Source organism: Cytobacillus sp. Hm23, from assembly GCF_051842895.1.
Classification (GTDB): Bacteria; Bacillota; Bacilli; order Bacillales; family SM2101; genus Nanhaiella.
Genome location: NZ_JBPXRQ010000009.1, coordinates 164,854 through 182,535, shown reverse-complemented (window position 1 = coordinate 182,535; position 17,682 = coordinate 164,854). Strand labels below are relative to the sequence as shown.

Here is a 17,682-nt window from a genome sequence, read left to right as displayed (position 1 = left end):
ATACAACTACTCTAACGGATTTTTAGAGGGTATAAACAATTTAACAAAAGTCATGAAAAGAAATGCTTTTGGATTTAGAAGTTTCAAGCGTTTTAGAGCTAAAATCTTATTAGCTCATAGGTATAAAAAAGTGGGTGTTCATGTTGGATAGGGCGAAGAGAACTTGCTTCACCCCAACATTTGACGTTGAACCTTTTTTTAAGATACAAGCACATATACATATAGCGTTCGTGGCATCTTTTCGAGTTTTACAATTATTTAGCTCTCATAAAGCTCTTCAAGTTTATTTAAAGGGACTTTTTTTAGTCTACGCCTTCTCAATTTGGTGATCAGGGTGTCTGCGTCTTTTTTATTTGTTTTGCTATGTTCCCTATTACTGGTCATTTTCAATTTGTCATCCTAACGAGTCCTCATTTAGTTCGAATGTCTTTCTTTCTATACCTGGATTAGATAGCTAGTTAGCTAACTCTAGCGTCAGGAGGCACTCCACATGAAGGGGTGTGGTGCCTTCATGTGGGATAGAGCGCTTTATGATGGTCATTTTGTAAATCCTTTGTTGTAAACAAAGTTGCTTTCAACCTAAAAAGATAGGTATTCAACTACAGTGCTTATTTAGTTAATAACAACAAAGCTTACGAAAAGGAACATTTAAAAACATTGAAATGATATGATTCTTTGTGCATCAATGCCAAAATAGACCCACCTTACTCCAGTCCATCTATACCCTGAAACTGATTTTCTTCCAATAAATGTAGGGTAAAACCAAAATGATCTTCTACCTCGAAGCCAAATATACGTGTAGCGATATAAACATCTAACAAGTGCTCGTGGGTCAATAGCTTGTAAGTCAGTTTGATGTTGTTGAGGTACAAAAGAAGGTGGTGGAGCAGAAGGAGCTTGATGGAGAGCTTGAGTGCCATGAAATGGCGTCGATCCAGGGAAGGGTAACATACTTCCTCCTGGATGAATATGGGGATGGGGACGTGGTGGTGGGAATCTGAAAAAATGCATGATAAAAAATCTCCTTTCAACTAGTTAGAATTAAAACAATATATGTATTACATTTTGGATTTGTGCCTACAGTATTAGAAAAAATAATCAATTACTCATCCTCTTTTCTCCCTCTTTTTTACTTGAGTTATTTCTAAATAATCCCAAATAAAAATATAACAAAAGATACTAAAAAACTATAACAGGTAAAATAATTAATAGATATTATAAAAAGGAATTTTATTGTATTATTCTGAAAAAATGATAATTGTATCTATATGTTCGTAATAAGGCGAGGTATATAAATGATGAGTAAATTTTATATTATGCAAGTATACTAGATAATGATTTTGTTTTATAATGAGCAGGAAAATTAAAACTAATACAGAATATGATTATTTAATAATACAGTTTTAGCGGATAGAAGTTATACTCATTTTAAGAATGTTAGTAAATATTTGATATATTTTTCAAACGTTCATTTTTTTGGTAAAATTAATTTCATACAATACTTAATAAGTACAAAAGGTGAAATTATGGAAAAAAATAAATTAAAGAAAGTAATTGAGGCAGCAAAACTATATTACTTATTAGATTATAATCAAAGCGATATTGCAAAAAAGCTTGGTGTATCAAGACCAACGGTATCTAGGCTTTTGCAACAAGCAAAAAATGAAGGGATCGTTCAAATAAAAATCAATGACCCTACAGAGGATGTTGAATCTTTATCTGAAGAACTTGAACAAAAGTTCAAATTAAAAAAAGCGGTTGTAACATCTATTCCTCATTATGAAAAAAGCGTCATCCATAACAGTCTAGGTGAACAAGCTGCAATTTATTTACATGAAACAGTAAAAGATGGTGATATTATAGGCCTCACATGGGGTAGAACCTTATATAATATTGCTAACAAGTTAAATCAACAAAACTTAAAAGATGTGCAAGTTGTTCAGCTGAAAGGGGCAGTTGGTCACTCAGAGACAAATACTTACGCAGATGAAATTCTTCATTTATTTGGCAAAGCCTTTAACACTACCCCTCATTATTTACCAGTTCCAGCGATCGTTGATCATGTGGTTGTTAAACAAGCAATGGTGGCAGACCGTCACATCCACCGAATTTTGGAGCTTGGTAAAAATGCTAATATAGCTTTATTTACTGTAGGTCCCATTCGATCGGAATCTTTGTTATTCAGGTTAGGCTATTTTACTGAAGAGGATTTAGACATGATTTTCTCCAATGCTGTAGGAGATATTTGCTCTCGGTTCTTTACAAAAGATGGGGAAATATGTAATGAAAGCTTGAATGCTAGAACTCTAGGTATTGAATTAGACGATTTAAGAAATAAAGAACAGTCCATTCTCGTTGCAGGTGGAGCTGATCGACTAGAAGGAATTTATGGTGCGTTAATGGGAGAATACGCCAATGTGTTAATTACAGATCAAATTACCGCTAAATCTTTGCTGGAAAAGCTATAAATAAACATCGAATATGGTAAGTTATTCAAATGACACTTGTGCGTTATTTAGCAGAATGTGAATATGATATATCGCAAAAGACTATGAAATGTAAAGAGTCACTCGTTTTGGCATATGGACGAGTGACTCTTTTTTTATTGATTGTTATAACATTGTCAAATAATTGACATAACGTTTGTTCAATATTGTGTTTACATTTGTTCAATACCTTGATATAGTAATATCGAAAATTAAATTTTGTTCAATTTATTTTAGAGCATGTAGCTATTACAATATGATTCTCTTTTAATGTAAACCTGTTTTTTTAGAAATGAAAACGGTTTATGTTAATAGAACAAGATTTGTTTTTATCTCGTATTCTTAAATGTTTATGAACAAATGTTCACAATTGATTCAGTGTTTAACAAGTAATTATAAATCCACTATAGTGATTAAAAAATAATTATTTAAGAATACTAAGCATCGTAAGCATCAAGAAAACTGTCTTAGGGGTGTTCTTCATGAATTTTTTATGGGGTATCATTGGTGTCCTTGTAGTATTAGGAATCGCATTCTTGTTTTCAAGTAGTAAAAAATCAATTAAGATCCAAACTGTCTTAATTGGTTTGTTTATCCAGTTAACATTTGCCTTTATAGTACTAAAATGGGAAGCTGGAAAAAGAGGTTTGCAAGCATTTTCTGAAGGCGTTCAAGCAATTATTAATTATGCGAACGAAGGTGTCAACTTCTTGTTTGGTGGAATTTTTGCCGCAGAAGAAATTACTTTTGTCTTTGCCTTTAACGTTTTAACAATTGTAATCTTTTTCTCTTCTTTAATATCGGTGCTTTATTATCTAGGTATTATGCAACTCGTGATAAAATTTATTGGTGGGGGACTTTCGAAACTATTAGGAACAAGTAAAGCTGAATCACTCTCAGCAGCTGCCAATATTTTCGTTGGACAAACAGAGGCTCCGCTAGTTGTTAGACCGTTTTTAGCGAAGATGACTCAGTCAGAGTTATTTGCGGTAATGACCGGAGGTCTTGCTTCAGTTGCCGGATCAGTTTTAGTCGGATATTCATTATTAGGTGTTCCGCTAGAGTATTTGCTTGCTGCAAGTTTCATGGCTGCTCCAGCAGGTCTGATTATAGCAAAAATTATGATGCCAGAAACAGAAAAATCTGAGACGACTGATGATATTAAAATGGAGAAAGATGTAGAATCCACTAATGTCGTCGATGCAGCAGCACGAGGAGCAAGTGTTGGTCTTCAGCTTGCGTTAAATATTGGTGCAATGCTACTTGCATTTATTGCATTAATTGCGTTACTGAATGGTTTATTAGGTTGGGTAGGAAGTGGACTAGGCTTTGAAGGTTTGACGATTGAAACAATTTTAGGGTATTTATTTGCACCAATCGCTTTCGCAATAGGTGTACCGTGGGCCGAAGCTGTAACTGCTGGAGGATTTATCGGTCAAAAGTTAGTGTTAAATGAATTTGTGGCATATGCTTCTTTCGCTCCACAAATTGAAGACCTAACTCCGAAAACAGTTGCTGTTATAAGTTTTGCACTCTGTGGATTCGCAAATATATCATCACTAGGTATTCTCTTAGGTGGGCTCGGAAATTTAGCGCCAAATCGTCGTGGTGATATCGCAAGAATGGGATTAAAGGCAGTGTTAGCTGGAATGCTTGCGTCATTGCTTAGTGCCGCTATCGCTGGAATGTTATTATAGATTAGAAAATACAAATAGTTAGAGGGCTTAGTACTTTAATAAATGGAGGAAAATATTGTGAATAATAATTTAGCAAAAATGATTGATCATACTTTATTAAAACCTGAAACGCGTCGAGAGGATATCGAGAAATTAGTAAATGAAGCGAAGGAATATAAATTTGCTTCAGTATGTGTAAATCCAACTTGGGTAAAGCTATCAGCTGAAATGTTAAATGAAACACCAGAAGTAAAAGTATGTACAGTTATTGGATTCCCATTAGGTGCAACTACTCCTGAAGTGAAGGCGTTTGAAACGAACAATGCGATTGGAAATGGAGCAACAGAAGTTGATATGGTTATCAATATTGGTGCATTAAAAAGTGGGAACGATGAACTAGTTGAAAAAGATATTAAAGCAGTTGTTGAAGCAGCAAAAGGGAAAGCATTGACAAAAGTTATTATTGAGACATGCTTATTAACTGAAGAAGAGAAAGTCCGTGCTTGTGAATTATCAGTTCGTGCAGGAGCAGATTTTGTGAAAACTTCAACAGGCTTTTCAACAGGAGGCGCAACTGTCGAGGATATCGCACTAATGCGTAAAACAGTTGGACCTAATATCGGTGTGAAAGCATCTGGTGGTGTTCGAAACTTACAAGATGCTGACGCAATGACAGAAGCTGGTGCTACTCGTATCGGAACGAGTTCTGGCGTAAAACTAGTAAAAGGCGAAGAATCAACGACTTCATATTAAGTCTCATTTCTTTAGTGTTTGTTCAAAATATTTGAAAAGAAGGGTTAACAATGAAAGAACTAGTCTTAAGTTTATTAGCTGGTATGATAATCGGCATTGTATTTAAAGCATTAAAACTTCCATTACCAGCTCCACCTGTTTTAGCAGGCGTGTTAGGCGTATTCGGTGTGTATCTTGGGGGAATTGTAGCAAACTGGTTATTCGGTATGTTTTTCCAAAGCTAAATCATATTTAGAAGGTTTATTTCTTATCTATAATGTTTAAAAAGAGTGCAAATGAAAAAGTAAGTCCTACTAAGAATTGCATCTTTCAATGGCAAATACGGATTATACAATTGTGACCATGCTGATCATGTTGCATGACTTTTTGAACAAACTCCAAAAAAGGGTTGAAGGGATGAGTCAGATGAACAAAGAAACTCTCATTCAAGAGGCGAAAAAGGCGAGAGAGCGCGCGTATGCGCCTTACTCAAAATTTAAGGTTGGCGCTGCTTTATTAACAAAGGATGACCAAGTCTATCATGGGTGTAACATAGAAAATGCTGCATACAGCATGTGTAATTGTGCTGAAAGAACAGCCCTTTTTAAGGCTTATTCTGATGGTAATAAAGAGTACAAAGCGTTAGTTGTAGTCGCTGATACTGAACGACCTGTTCCACCTTGTGGTGCTTGTCGACAAGTCATATCAGAATTGTGTAACCCAGATATGGAAGTTGTATTAACCAATCTAAATGGTGATGTTCAAGAAACCACTGTACAGGATTTATTGCCAGGTGGATTCTCACCAAAAGATTTAGAAAAACAATAATATGCAATAAAACTAATAGGCAGACCTAACAACAATAGGTCTGCTTTTTGCATGGAAACTGTTAGTTAAGAATTGAAGACTAGCTAACAATGGCAATGTCTTCTTTCGGCATAGATTGTTGTTTTACGTACAAAGAATAAGTAAGCACAACTGATCATATTGTCCATTTTTAGCGAAAATTGCAACAAATTTTACGAAAAGAACCTTGATGAATAATTAATTTTACTATCGGTAAAAATGGTTGAAAACTTTTCTCCATGTTTTGAAACTAATTGCCTTAACGATACGTATAAAAGATAACAGGAATAAACTTGTTTACAAAATGTAACAATGCTAATATAAGGGGAAAATAACCTTAATATTCGAATTTTTTATGTGCAGTGTTACATTTTGAACTCTATAGTTAGGAGAAGAGTGAACATGAAAAAATTGATCCTTCATACTATAAGAATAGCTATTTCATTTAGTATAAGTGTTGTTAGTGCGGTTGTGCTTTTCTTTGTGACTGATTATATATGGTGGGCAGCTATTTTAGGTGGGGGTGCCACTTACTTTCTCGTTTCGGCAATATTTCGTAAAAAATTTTTACCGGCTAGTAAGGACGTTGTAAAAGAAGAAAGGGCGTATGTTAAGAAAAACATTCGTGAGATAAAGCCTAAAATTAAAGAAATTGGAAGCTATCGATACAAAGTACGCTCTATTAGAGTATATCAAACAGTAAGTAAGGTTCATAAAATTCTTAAGCAGATTTTAGAGATAGCTGAAAGAGAGCCACAGCGATATAGAAACGTTCAATCTGTTTTTACGACATATGTGGACTCAACATTACTTATTGTAAAAAAATATTCTGAGTTAGCTTCACAACCAGTTAAAAACAAGGAATTGTATATATCGATGAGAGAAGTTGAGGAAACACTTGAAGAGTTAGCAGCATCCATAGAAAAAGAACTCCTACAAATCCTTTCAGAGGACATTACAGACCTTGATATAGAATGTAAACTAGTAAGGCAGTCTTTACAGGAAACCGGTTATTCATTTGAAGCGCGTACGAAAGAACAGACTGCTTCAGCAAAAAACAACATTATTAAATAAGCGATATTGCTTGGCGCTACTCGATATAGTAGAAGAAAGGGGAAAAACAGAATGAATGAAAAAGAATTAAACCTTCAAATGAATCGATTAGATACAGCTAATATTGATACATTACTAGAAAATCCATTTGGTGACCCACAGCGTTCATTATTGAATGAACAAAGTACTGAAACAGTAGAACCAACAAAGCTTATTTTAACTTTGAAGCCCGAACATCAAGTAAAGGCCAAATCACTAGCTGAGCAAATAGACCCTACTAACCAGCAAGCAATTGTTCAATACGGTGTAGCGGCTCAGGCAGAGTTATCTAAGTTTTCTCATGATATGTTAAATCATGTTCAAACGAAAGATGCAGGTCCAGTAGGCGAAGTAATAACAGAATTAATGAGTAGAATTAAAGAGGTAAATCCAGAAGACTTCGAAGTACAAAAACGTGGTTTCTTCTCTAGAATATTTGGCTCTTTTGCTCAATCAGTAAATAATATACTGTCGAAGTATCAGAAGATTGGACTTGAAATTGATAAAATAGGCGATAAACTTGAAAAGAACCGACAAATGCTATTTCGTGATATTATGATGCTTGATACTTTATACGAGAAAAATAAAGAGTATTTTGAAGCATTAAACATATATATTGCCGCAGCTGAAGTGAAGCTAGAAGACCTTCGTACGAATACAATCCCCATCTTGCAACAAAAAGCACAATCATCTGGTAATCAAATGGAGATTCAAGAAATAAATGATCTTATGCAATTTGTTGATCGATTAGAAAAGCGAACTCATGATTTAAAATTGAGCAGGCAAATTACAATTCAAACTGCACCACAAATTCGAATGATTCAAAATATGAATCAGACATTAGTTGAAAGAATTCAGTCTTCAATACTTACTGCGATTCCACTTTGGAAAAATCAAATTGTTATAGCGATTACTCTTTTCCGTCAAAAGAAAGCTGTTGAGGCACAAAAGCAAGTAACAAAAACAACGAACGAGTTACTATTAAAAAACTCTGATATGCTTAAAGCAAATACAATTGATGTTGCGAAGGAAAATGAAAAGGGAGTAGTAGATATTGAAACACTAAAGCAAACTCAAACGAATTTATTAACAACATTAGAAGAAACGTTAAAAATTCAGCAAGAAGGCAGAATGAAGCGCCAACAAATTGAAAAAGATATTACAACGATGGAACAGGATTTAAAAAACAAGTTATTATCGATGAAAAATGCATAATTTGATTGAAAGGTTCTATTTGTAAACGTTGTTGCTTTAGTTGCAGTATTTGAACAGGCAATGTAAACATGAAAACTATAAAGGGTCAGCCTACAATAAAGTACAAGCTAGTCGTTGTACCTTATTGTGGGCTGTTTTGTTTTGACCTGCTTTTTTATTTTATTCTTACGATATGTACCATTGCAATTAAAACCATTATAGAAAAGCAAACAATTATGAAAACAGCATTTGTTTATTTTGACTATTGTCTCCTTAATTGTTGATTTACTTATTTAGGTATTAAAAGCGTTTGTAGGCAAGTGGATAGAATCACCATTGTTCTAATTTAGTTGGAATTTCAACAAAGTTTACCAAATGGACCCTTTTATTTAAGAACTTGTAAAATAAGCTGTAATTTGAATAAGTGAGGGGGAATATATATAAGTAAATAGGACAAGTAAAGGGACTGAATAACAATGAAAAAGGGGATAAGAATAACGCTGTTAGTTATTGTACTATTCGGTTGTATAGGTGGATACTATTATATTAAACTTAAGCCGGTAAATCATTTTGCAGAAAATAACATACCGCAAATAGCAACACCTGAAAAGATAGGCGAATTAAAAGTGCAAGACAGTTTTCAAAGTGAGGAAGAAGGAGAGAAACGAGAAGAAAATGCTGATATCACAAAAGGTAGGAAGGCTATTCACTTACAAAAAAAGAATCTAGAAAAGAAATACAAACAAGTTGATAGCTTTAATTTGTTACTTCTAGGCCTTGACGCACGTGAACAAGAAGCATCACGTACAGATGTAATTATGCTTGCAAATATCCATCCCGAACAAGAGAAGATAACGGTTTTATCTATTCCGCGCGATACATTGGTTCAAGTAGAGGGTGTAGGTGCCACTAAGATTAATCACGCTCATTTACTTGGAGAGCTTAAAGGCGGAAATGGATCTGGGACGGAAGCTACAATACAAACGGTAAGTAACTTATGTAAGTGCACAATTAATTATTATGTGAAAACAAATTTTGAAGGTTTTATAGATGTTGTGGATGCCGTGGGTGGTATTGAAATAGAGCTAAAGGAACCTATAACATTGACAGATAAAAATATTACACTTGATAATAATAATATTCTTTATCTTGATGGGGATCTAGCTTTGTCACTTGTTAGAGAACGTAAATCATTGTCTGAAGGAGATTTTGGGCGCCAGCAACATCAAGCACTCGTACTAAAATCATTAGTCAAGACAGCCCTCCAGCCAAAGAATATTCCAAAGGTACCCACCATTTATCGAAATGTTAAACAAGCAATAATTGATACAAACGTATCTGAAAGTGATATCTTTAGTATGGCTATGCTTTTTAAAGGTATTACAACAGAAGATATCTCCTATTTTCAATTACCAGGAAATGATGGATATGCGATGGACCCTTTAGTTAATTCGCGATTGTATTATTGGATACCTGATGTGAATGAGATGAATGAACTATTGAAACATTTCAATAAAGAATAATATATTAGTAGTAATGATATGAAAGTTGATAGGTGGTTTTGTATGACAATACTTAATAATGACTGGTCACAATTATTAGCAGGAGAATTTAACAAGTCGTATTATAAAAAACTACGTCAAACATTGAAACACGAATATAGTACAGAAACGATTTACCCTGATATGTATAGTATATTTAATGCTTTACATCATACGCCTTATCATAAAGTGAAAGTTGTCATTATTGGACAAGACCCCTATCATGGTCCAAATCAGGCACATGGCTTAAGCTTTTCGGTTCAACCTGGTATTCCTGTTCCACCCTCGCTAAAAAATATATATAAAGAATTACATAATGACATGGGGTGTACTATACCGAACCATGGATATTTATTAAAGTGGACAGAAGAAGGGGTATTGTTGTTAAATACTACATTAACTGTGAGGAAAGGACAGCCTAGCTCTCATCGAGGGCTTGGGTGGGAATTGTTCACAGACAAAGTAATTGAAGTATTAAATGAACGTGAAAAGCCGGTAATTTTTATCCTTTGGGGTAGACATGCTCAAGAAAAACAAAAACTAGTTTCAAATAGTTATCACTATATAATTAAGTCACCTCATCCAAGTCCTTTTTCTGCTAATCGTGGTTTTTTTGGCAGTAACCCCTTTTCAAAAGCCAATAGTTATTTAAAGCAAATTGGTAGCGAAGAAATTGATTGGCAAATCGACCCGCTAACTACTTAGGTAAAGGCTGTTTACGCATTGATTGTTGTTTTTCGTACTAAGGGGAAAAACACGCATACAATCTAGCGTTAGCGGCAATTTTTTTTACTATAACAATTTTGTGGCTTGGGTAAAATGTATCTAATTGTAAAAAGTTTAAAATAAATAAAATGAGTTTACGAAAACATCCTAGGTTTACTATCAAAGGTATATTTTGCTGAACCGTGTAGATGATAGTGATACAATAAAAACACAATATTATTAATGGGGAGCATAAAGGGTGAAATAATATGAGTGATCAAAGAATAAATTGTTTTAATTGTACCCATTTTTACACAACGTGGGATCCAAAATTCCCAAGAGGCTGCAAAGCTTTTAATTTTAAAACGGACATTATTCCATCCTTACGTGTATTCCAATCATCAGGGAAGTCGTGCATGAAATTTCAGGAGAAGAGAAAAAGAAGGTCTTGAAAGAAGGAGGGGCGTGGTGAAAGTATCCAAACATATCGTTATTTCTTTAATAGGAATGACGATAATAATTATAGTTGGAGGACTTGGGTTTGCCTTTCTTGAAGGGATAAGTTTTTTCGATGCTTTGTGGATGACAGCAATTACCGTACTGACGGTAGGTTACGGTGATATCATACCTCAAACAATAGGTGGGCGTATATTTGGCTTGCTCATTATACCTGTTGGAGTTGGACTAGTAGGGTATACACTAGCAGCAATGTCGGCTGCAATTATTGAAGGAAAGTTATCACAAAGTGTATGGAGGCGTCGTATGCATCAACAAATTGAAAATCTATCAAATCATATGATTATTTGCGGAATAGGTCGTGTAGGTGAACAAGTGCTGCAGAGATTTATTCAAGAAGGTGTTCAAGTTGTTGTTATTGAACGTGATAAAGAAAGAGTGGAACAAATAGAAGAGAATTTTCTATACATAGTAGGTGACGCAACTGAGGATCGGGTTTTATATAATGCAGGGATAGAAAGAGCAAAAGGGTTAGTAGCAACGCTACCTGATGATGCTTCAAATGTATTTGTGTCATTAACTGCAAAAGGATTAAACCCAAATATTCAAATTGTGGCTAGAGCAGAAAAAGTTGAATCTGAAGATAAGCTTCGCATTGCTGGAGCAAGCAAAGTTATTAATCCTTCCTCTCTAGGGGGGAGGAGGATGGCAATGTCAGTTGTAAAACCCATCAGTGTTGACTACATAGATACGATTCTCCAATTAGGTAAAGACGAATACGGGGTCGAAGAAATTATGATCCAACCTAGATCGAAAGTTGTCAATATCTCTTTACGAGATAATAACATTCGCAGTGTGTACGGTGTAACGATTGTAGCGATAAAAAGAAAACACAGGCTAATTAGTAACCCTCACCCGGATGAACTATTAAAAGAAGGCGACTTAACAATTGTGTTTGGTACAGAGGGTCAATTAGTGAAATTTGAAGAAGCTACAAAACCTAGTATATAATAATCAATTATCCTATACTTTTGAACTTTCTTAAAGGTTGTTTTCGCATTAATTGTTGCTTTTCGTACTAAGAGCCAAACACGTACATAATTAGTGTTCGTGGCATCTTTTCTTCTGTACAACAATGACTAACCAAGTAAAACCACTTTTTATTGGTACTAATTGAAAACAATAGCAACAAAGTTTACGAAAAGAGCCTTCTCAAAAAATATAAACTCAGGAGGTGGGGAGTTTGGAGGTACCAGTTCAAATGATACTTGATAAAATTGGTGAGGAGCTGTCAAAAGCAAACCAGTCAAATGACGAAGGCAGACTTCGTGAACATATTGCTAGTATCCACTCTTTGTGTGATGTCGTATTATCATCTAATTCTATAGAGGACAATCGTAAAAAAACGATTCCAGAAATACAACAAATGTCAATTAAACAACATAATAAAGTAAATGTAGATGAAGCAAATGGAGATTCATTACTAGATTTTTAAAATTGGGGGACTAACAAACATGAAAATATTGCTAATAATTGGAGCAATTAATGGTTTTTTAGCGGTAGCACTAGGAGCATTTGGTGCACACGGTTTAGAGGGCAAAATTCCAGCAAAGTATTTAGAGACATGGAAAACTGGCGTGACTTATCAAATGTTTCATACTACAGCAATCATGATTATCGCTTTGATTGCAAGCAAATTTCCAAATACACCTTCTCTGACATGGGCTGGTTGGTTTATGTTAATTGGAATTATTTTATTTTCTGGAAGCCTTTATATTCTAAGTGTTACTCAAGTAAAAGTGTTAGGAGCAATTACACCATTAGGAGGTGTGGCTTTCTTAATTGGATGGGTACTTCTCGGGTATGCAGTCATGAAACATATGTAAAAAAAGGGGGTTGTCTTTAGTCGAATTTCGACAAATAGACTCCCCTTTTCTATTGGTAAAGCACTTTTAAAAAGGCTTTTTTTGCATTGAATGTTGCTTTTCGTTCTAAGGTATAAGTACGTATATATCTAGCATTCGTGGCATCTTTTCTTCTGTACAAAGATGGCTAACATCTAAAATCACTTTTTATGGTAATAATTTGATAAAAATAGCAACAAAGTTTACGAAAAGAGCGTTTCATAAACTTTATTGCTTTTTTTTATGGCTATTTACTCCAACCGTTGTCTTAGTGAAACCTCTCGAGTCCATCAAGGTCACTTCACCATTCCATCCGAAGGCAAAATGCGCCTTCATCTGAAATGGTACGAATGCTTGTTAGGAGAAGTCATGGTTGATGACATTCACCTAGGAGAGTAGCTTACAATTCTATCTGGGTAATATTCTATTTCTTCATCAAAGGTAATATAATCTAGATACACCATCAATAATACATAGCGCTTTTCCGACTCAGTATCGCTAAGTATGATATGGTCACGTCCAGCAGCCTCAATCATTCCTTTAAATATTTGTGTCCTTCCTTCTCGACCATTTTCAAAGGTCATATAAACAGTTGCTACCTTCCCTTTATTTAATCGTAGTATATTTTCAATATAAGATTCTTCAAGTGGTAACATATCTGGTACTTGTGGACCTGTTGTTGGGGCAGAAGTTGGTTGTGGGACTTGTTGTTGTTGTTGTTGTCCGTATTGGTACGGGTATCTATATGGGTATGATGATTGGGATTGATAAACTCCATAGTTCCCCTGATTGTAATTATTTGTCATCAAATTCCTCCTTTACACCAAAATAGGTTTAATACACTTTAGGACATTCCGACTGAGTCGGTGCAAAAAAACAATGGGATTTGAAACGTCCGGTATTCCATTGATTAAACCATTGTGCTGGGCAATCGCCTTCAGGCCTGTAAAACCATAATGTATTTGTTGCAGGGTGAAATCTTTCTCCATTTATGAGTCTTCTAGCTAGCTGTTTGTCAGATTCTCTTGCGCGCTGATAAAAGTATCCTTTTATGGTTGCTTCAAATCCACCCGGGCGCTGAAAGACCATTTTTTGTATTGATGTAATGTCTCTAAAATCTAAACAACTGGCTCTAACTCGGTTCACACTAGTATTACCGGCCATTAACATACCGAGTTTGCCATCTCCCTCTGCCTCTGCACGAATTAAGCGTGCAAGTAAATCTACATCTTTTTCTGTATAAGGAATTACCGCCATCTTCTCACCTCACTTACAAATAGGTATCCACCTACAATTTCGTACAATATTACTCTATTTAAATAAGAGAAAATGGTTCCTTATTTTTGAAAAATGATGATTTCTATTTAATAGATATGAGTTGAACATTTTAGATATGCATTAAATTCAAGTAAAAAGAAAATGACCCATATATGTATATGAGCCATTTTCCTTTTACTTGAATGATTATAGATATTACACGTGTAGTAGTTGATTTAATTTTTCTTCATTTAAAATGTTACCTACAAAAAACGTTCCAAACTCACCATAACGAGCACTTACTTCATCAAAACGCATTTCGTACACTAACTTCTTAAATTGTAAAACATCATCTGCAAAAAGTGTTACACCCCATTCGTAATCATCGAAGCCGACAGAACCTGAAATTACTTGTTTAACTTTTCCTGCGTATTTCCGGCCTATCATGCCATGTGAACGCATTAATGCTCGACGTTCCTCCATCGGAAGCATATACCAATTGTCATTACCTTGACGACGCTTATCCATAGGATAGAAGCAAATATGATTTGCTTTAGGTAAGGTAGGGTATAGCCTTTTTAGGATATCAGGGTTTTGATACGGGTCTTCATCAGATGGTAAATAGTTACTTAACTCAACCACTGACACATACGAATATGTAGGAATTGTATACTCAGCAAGTTTAGTTTTATTAAATGCATTTTCTATTTCATTAATTTCTTCCATTGTAGGCCTTAAAATCATGAGCATAAAGTCTGCTTTTTGCCCAACAATTGAATAGAATGCATGACTACCCTGTTGATTTTCTTCAACAAGACCCCATTTTTCAAGTAAACCAACAAACTCATGAATTGCGATTTGACGCTCATCACTTGTTAGTCGTTTCCAAGAAGACCAGTCAATTGCACGTAAATCATGTAGACAATACCAGCCATCTAACGTTTTAGCTGCTTCACTCATATTGATACCCATCTCCTTCATTATGTATGATATGACAATTATAGTTTACTCTAATTAGATCATGATATAAAATATATAGCATTTCTAATATACCACAGTTTATGCATTACTAAGAAACACGAAACATTTTTGTTAATTAGTGTTTCGTACTAACACGTACTCGTGGCCAGCTAGCCTTCTTTAACACAGCTGACACTTGCATGAACTTTCTTTGGTTTTTATCATTCAGCAAAATAGTAATAAAGAGCTTTCTGAAAAAGCTAACTTTGTAATATGTGTGAACGAAGTGTGACTACGCTTATTAGTTTTGACAAATTTTCTCCAACATACGTATAAATGTGTTTTTTTTGTGAATTATGAAAAGATAAACTTCTTTCATGTAAGCGTTATTTTAAGATAGATTTATTGATTTTCAGTAATAGTCAAGTATTCTAAATATAACGAGTAATGATGAGAGCAAAGGAGGAAAAACATATGTCACAATTATTCAACATATTAGAAGAGAAAATTAAGGGTGAAAACATCCGTATTGTCTTTCCAGAAGGGAATGATAATCGAATCTTAGAAGCTGTAAGCCGTTTAGCACAAGAGGAAATTATTAAGCCAATTATTATTGGGAATCCAGGTGAACTTCAAGCAAAAGCTGAAGCACTAAAAGTATCGTTAAGTGGGGTAGAAATATACGATCCTGAACAATATGATGAAATGAACACGTTAGTAGAAGCTTTTGTTGAGAGAAGGAAAGGCAAGGTTACAAAAGAACAAGCTTACAAAATGTTACTAGATGAAAATTATTTTGGAACAATGCTAGTATATACAGAAAAAGCTCATGGGTTAGTAAGTGGTGCAGCCCATTCTACAGCAGATACAGTTCGTCCAGCATTACAAATAATTAAAACAAAAGAAGGTGTTAAGAAGACATCGGGTGTGTTCATCATGGTTCGTGATACCGAAAAGTATGTATTTGCTGATTGTGCAATTAATATAGCACCAGACAGTCAAGATTTAGCTGAAATTGCAATAGAAAGTACCCATACAGCACAAATGTTTAATATTGAACCAAAAGTTGCTATGCTCAGCTTTTCCACAAAAGGTTCTGCCAAATCACCTGAAACCGAAAAGGTAATAGAAGCAGTTCGTTTGGCAAAAGAAAGAAACCCTGAATTAATGGTTGAAGGAGAATTGCAATTTGATGCAGCATTTGTACCTTCTGTTGCACAAAAGAAAGCACCTGATGCACTTATTCAAGGTGATGCTAATGTGTTTATATTCCCGAGCCTTGAAGCAGGGAATATTGGATATAAAATTGCTCAAAGACTAGGGAATTTTGAAGCGGTAGGCCCAATATTGCAAGGGTTAAACAAACCTGTCAACGATTTGTCCCGAGGTTGTAACCAAGAGGATGTTTATAAATTAGCTCTTATTACAGCAGCTCAAGCACTGCAAAAATAATGAAAATATGTTAGGGGACGCATATTATGTATACTCAGTCAAAGAGCTTATTAGAGCAAAACAGATGGAGAATCATTGATCAATCTAGTGTAGGTCCACACTTTAATGCGCTCCAGTCCTTTGCTATTGATGATACGTTATGCTCTTCTGTAGGGAAAAATGAATCTGTGACAACAGCACGTACATGGGTTCATCACAATACGATTGTGCTGGGTATTCAAGATACAAAGCTCCCTTACTTAACTGATGGAGTTCGTTTTTTGCAGTCGCAGGGATATCGAGTGATTGTAAGGAATTCAGGGGGCTTAGCAGTTGTTTTAGATGAAGGAGTTTTGAATATATCTCTCATTTTCCCAGATACAGAAAAAGGGATCGATATAAATAGAGGCTATGATGCCATGGTGGAACTAGTAAAGCATATGCTTTCTCGTTTTCATTTACAGATCGAGGCTAAGGAAATTATCGGTTCATATTGTCCTGGAAGTTACGACCTAAGTGTAGCAGGAAAGAAATTTGCAGGAATTTCTCAACGAAGGGTTAGAGGTGGAGTAGCTGTACAAATTTATCTTTGTGTGACTGGTAGTGGGGGAGAGCGTGCAAATTTGATTAAGGATTTTTATAACAAATCAATCAAAGGCATCGAAACAAAATATGTTTACCCTGACGTAAGGCCTGAAACGATGGCTTCATTAAACGAATTGACAGGCGAATCAAGCACAATTCAAGATATGATGTTAGCATTGTTAACAACGCTAAGGAATATGAGTACGTCTATCTATTCTTCGCAATTAACAACAGATGAATTAGTATTATTTGAACACAATTATAAGAGAGTCATTGAACGCAATGAAAAAGCACTTAACATCTAGGTTAGGTGCTTTTTCATATATCTAGTTCCATTGTATATCCTCTTGAGTCGCTTCCGCAATTTCTCGTGAAGTCAAAAGACGCCTTCAAGTGAAATGCTTCCAGTGCTTATCGGGGATGACCAAGGCGCTTGCGCTTTTCTTTTTGTCTAGCTCCAGCGCCTATCCCCTCGAGTCACTTCACCATTTCACATGAAGTCAAAAGGCGCCTTCAAGTGAAATGCTTCCAGTGCTTGTCGGGGATGATCAAGGCGCTTGCGCTTTTTTACTTGTCTAGCTCCAGGTGCCATCGGCTCGAGGTCATAAGCCAAACCGACGAGAAGGTTAAAGAACAATCTTCTCGTCGGCTCGTCTTATGCTTGTCGCCGATAAACGGGCACCTTGCGCTTTTCTTTTTGTCTAGCTACGTCTCCTTGCCTCTCGAGTCGTTTCACCTTTTCAGCAGAAGACATAAAGCGTCTTCAGTTGAAAAGGTTCCAACGCTTGTCGAGGCAGTTCAAGTCGGCTTCGCTTTT

The 17,682-nt window shown here is 35.3% G+C and carries 19 protein-coding genes; 15 read left to right on the top strand and 4 right to left on the bottom strand.

The window, feature by feature from the left end; genetic code table 11:
* The coding region (locus ACSVDA_RS08020) for a transposase (protein WP_485882268.1) at positions 1-151 on the top strand (151 nt) is incomplete at its 5' end.
* A gap of 497 nt (positions 152-648) precedes the next feature.
* Here the strand turns inward: ACSVDA_RS08020 and ACSVDA_RS08015 are convergent.
* A complete protein-coding gene (locus tag ACSVDA_RS08015; RefSeq protein ID WP_485882258.1) occupies positions 649-1,011 on the bottom strand; it encodes a transporter in 363 nt (120 codons plus the stop codon).
* A gap of 515 nt (positions 1,012-1,526) precedes the next feature.
* Between ACSVDA_RS08015 and deoR the strand changes: the two genes are divergently transcribed.
* The 12 genes from deoR (at position 1,527) to ACSVDA_RS07955 (ending at position 12,614) form a co-directional block, all read left to right on the top strand.
* On the top strand, positions 1,527-2,468 hold the full coding sequence (gene deoR, locus ACSVDA_RS08010; RefSeq protein ID WP_214480935.1) for a DNA-binding transcriptional repressor DeoR: 942 nt from the start codon (positions 1,527-1,529) through the stop codon (positions 2,466-2,468).
* 500 nt (positions 2,469-2,968) lie between these two features.
* Positions 2,969-4,183 (top strand): NupC/NupG family nucleoside CNT transporter, encoded by a 1,215-nt coding sequence (locus tag ACSVDA_RS08005; RefSeq protein WP_485882256.1) that lies wholly within the window; start codon positions 2,969-2,971, stop codon positions 4,181-4,183.
* Between the two features lie 78 nt (positions 4,184-4,261).
* Positions 4,262-4,915 carry a deoxyribose-phosphate aldolase gene (gene deoC / locus ACSVDA_RS08000; protein WP_485882266.1) on the top strand — a complete coding sequence of 218 codons (654 nt, stop codon included), beginning with the start codon at positions 4,262-4,264 and terminating at the stop codon, positions 4,913-4,915.
* Positions 4,916-4,965: 50 nt separating this feature from the next.
* Positions 4,966-5,139: a XapX domain-containing protein gene (locus tag ACSVDA_RS07995; protein WP_214480932.1), complete on the top strand. Its 174-nt coding sequence runs from the start codon at positions 4,966-4,968 to the stop codon at positions 5,137-5,139.
* A gap of 127 nt (positions 5,140-5,266) precedes the next feature.
* The gene (locus tag ACSVDA_RS07990) at positions 5,267-5,722 is read left to right on the top strand and encodes a cytidine deaminase (RefSeq protein ID WP_485882264.1); all 456 of its coding nucleotides are present in this window, start codon (positions 5,267-5,269) and stop codon (positions 5,720-5,722) included.
* A 420-nt stretch (positions 5,723-6,142) separates the two neighbouring features.
* Positions 6,143-6,814, top strand: a complete 672-nt coding sequence (locus ACSVDA_RS07985; protein WP_485882255.1) for a 5-bromo-4-chloroindolyl phosphate hydrolysis family protein — start codon at positions 6,143-6,145, stop codon at positions 6,812-6,814.
* 51 nt (positions 6,815-6,865) lie between these two features.
* Entirely contained in the window at positions 6,866-8,047 is a 1,182-nt protein-coding gene (locus ACSVDA_RS07980) for a toxic anion resistance protein (RefSeq protein ID WP_485882253.1), read from the top strand.
* Positions 8,048-8,502: 455 nt separating this feature from the next.
* A complete protein-coding gene (locus ACSVDA_RS07975; protein WP_485882251.1) occupies positions 8,503-9,549 on the top strand; it encodes an LCP family protein in 1,047 nt (348 codons plus the stop codon).
* Positions 9,550-9,591: 42 nt separating this feature from the next.
* On the top strand, positions 9,592-10,272 hold the full coding sequence (locus ACSVDA_RS07970; protein ID WP_485882250.1) for a uracil-DNA glycosylase: 681 nt from the start codon (positions 9,592-9,594) through the stop codon (positions 10,270-10,272).
* Positions 10,273-10,740: 468 nt separating this feature from the next.
* Positions 10,741-11,739 (top strand): potassium channel family protein, encoded by a 999-nt coding sequence (locus tag ACSVDA_RS07965; RefSeq protein ID WP_485882248.1) that lies wholly within the window; start codon positions 10,741-10,743, stop codon positions 11,737-11,739.
* 232 nt (positions 11,740-11,971) lie between these two features.
* Entirely contained in the window at positions 11,972-12,223 is a 252-nt protein-coding gene (locus tag ACSVDA_RS07960; protein WP_485882246.1) for a YwdI family protein, read from the top strand.
* Positions 12,224-12,242: 19 nt separating this feature from the next.
* Positions 12,243-12,614, top strand: a complete 372-nt coding sequence (locus tag ACSVDA_RS07955; protein WP_485882244.1) for a DUF423 domain-containing protein — start codon at positions 12,243-12,245, stop codon at positions 12,612-12,614.
* A 401-nt stretch (positions 12,615-13,015) separates the two neighbouring features.
* Here ACSVDA_RS07955 and gerQ read toward each other — a convergent pair whose 3' ends face one another.
* From gerQ to hemQ, 3 genes are all read right to left on the bottom strand, one after another.
* On the bottom strand, positions 13,016-13,438 hold the full coding sequence (gerQ, locus tag ACSVDA_RS07950; RefSeq protein WP_485882242.1) for a spore coat protein GerQ: 423 nt from the start codon (positions 13,436-13,438) through the stop codon (positions 13,016-13,018).
* Between the two features lie 28 nt (positions 13,439-13,466).
* Positions 13,467-13,889, bottom strand: coding sequence for a cell wall hydrolase (locus tag ACSVDA_RS07945; protein ID WP_485882240.1), 423 nt, complete (start codon positions 13,887-13,889; stop codon positions 13,467-13,469).
* 216 nt (positions 13,890-14,105) lie between these two features.
* Entirely contained in the window at positions 14,106-14,849 is a 744-nt protein-coding gene (gene hemQ / locus ACSVDA_RS07940) for a hydrogen peroxide-dependent heme synthase (RefSeq protein WP_485882262.1), read from the bottom strand.
* 474 nt (positions 14,850-15,323) lie between these two features.
* Between hemQ and pta the strand changes: the two genes are divergently transcribed.
* Positions 15,324-16,301: a phosphate acetyltransferase gene (gene pta, locus ACSVDA_RS07935; protein ID WP_485882238.1), complete on the top strand. Its 978-nt coding sequence runs from the start codon at positions 15,324-15,326 to the stop codon at positions 16,299-16,301.
* A 26-nt stretch (positions 16,302-16,327) separates the two neighbouring features.
* Positions 16,328-17,170, top strand: coding sequence for an octanoyl-[GcvH]:protein N-octanoyltransferase (gene lipL / locus ACSVDA_RS07930; RefSeq protein ID WP_485882237.1), 843 nt, complete (start codon positions 16,328-16,330; stop codon positions 17,168-17,170).
* Positions 17,171-17,682: the final 512 nt, after the last annotated feature.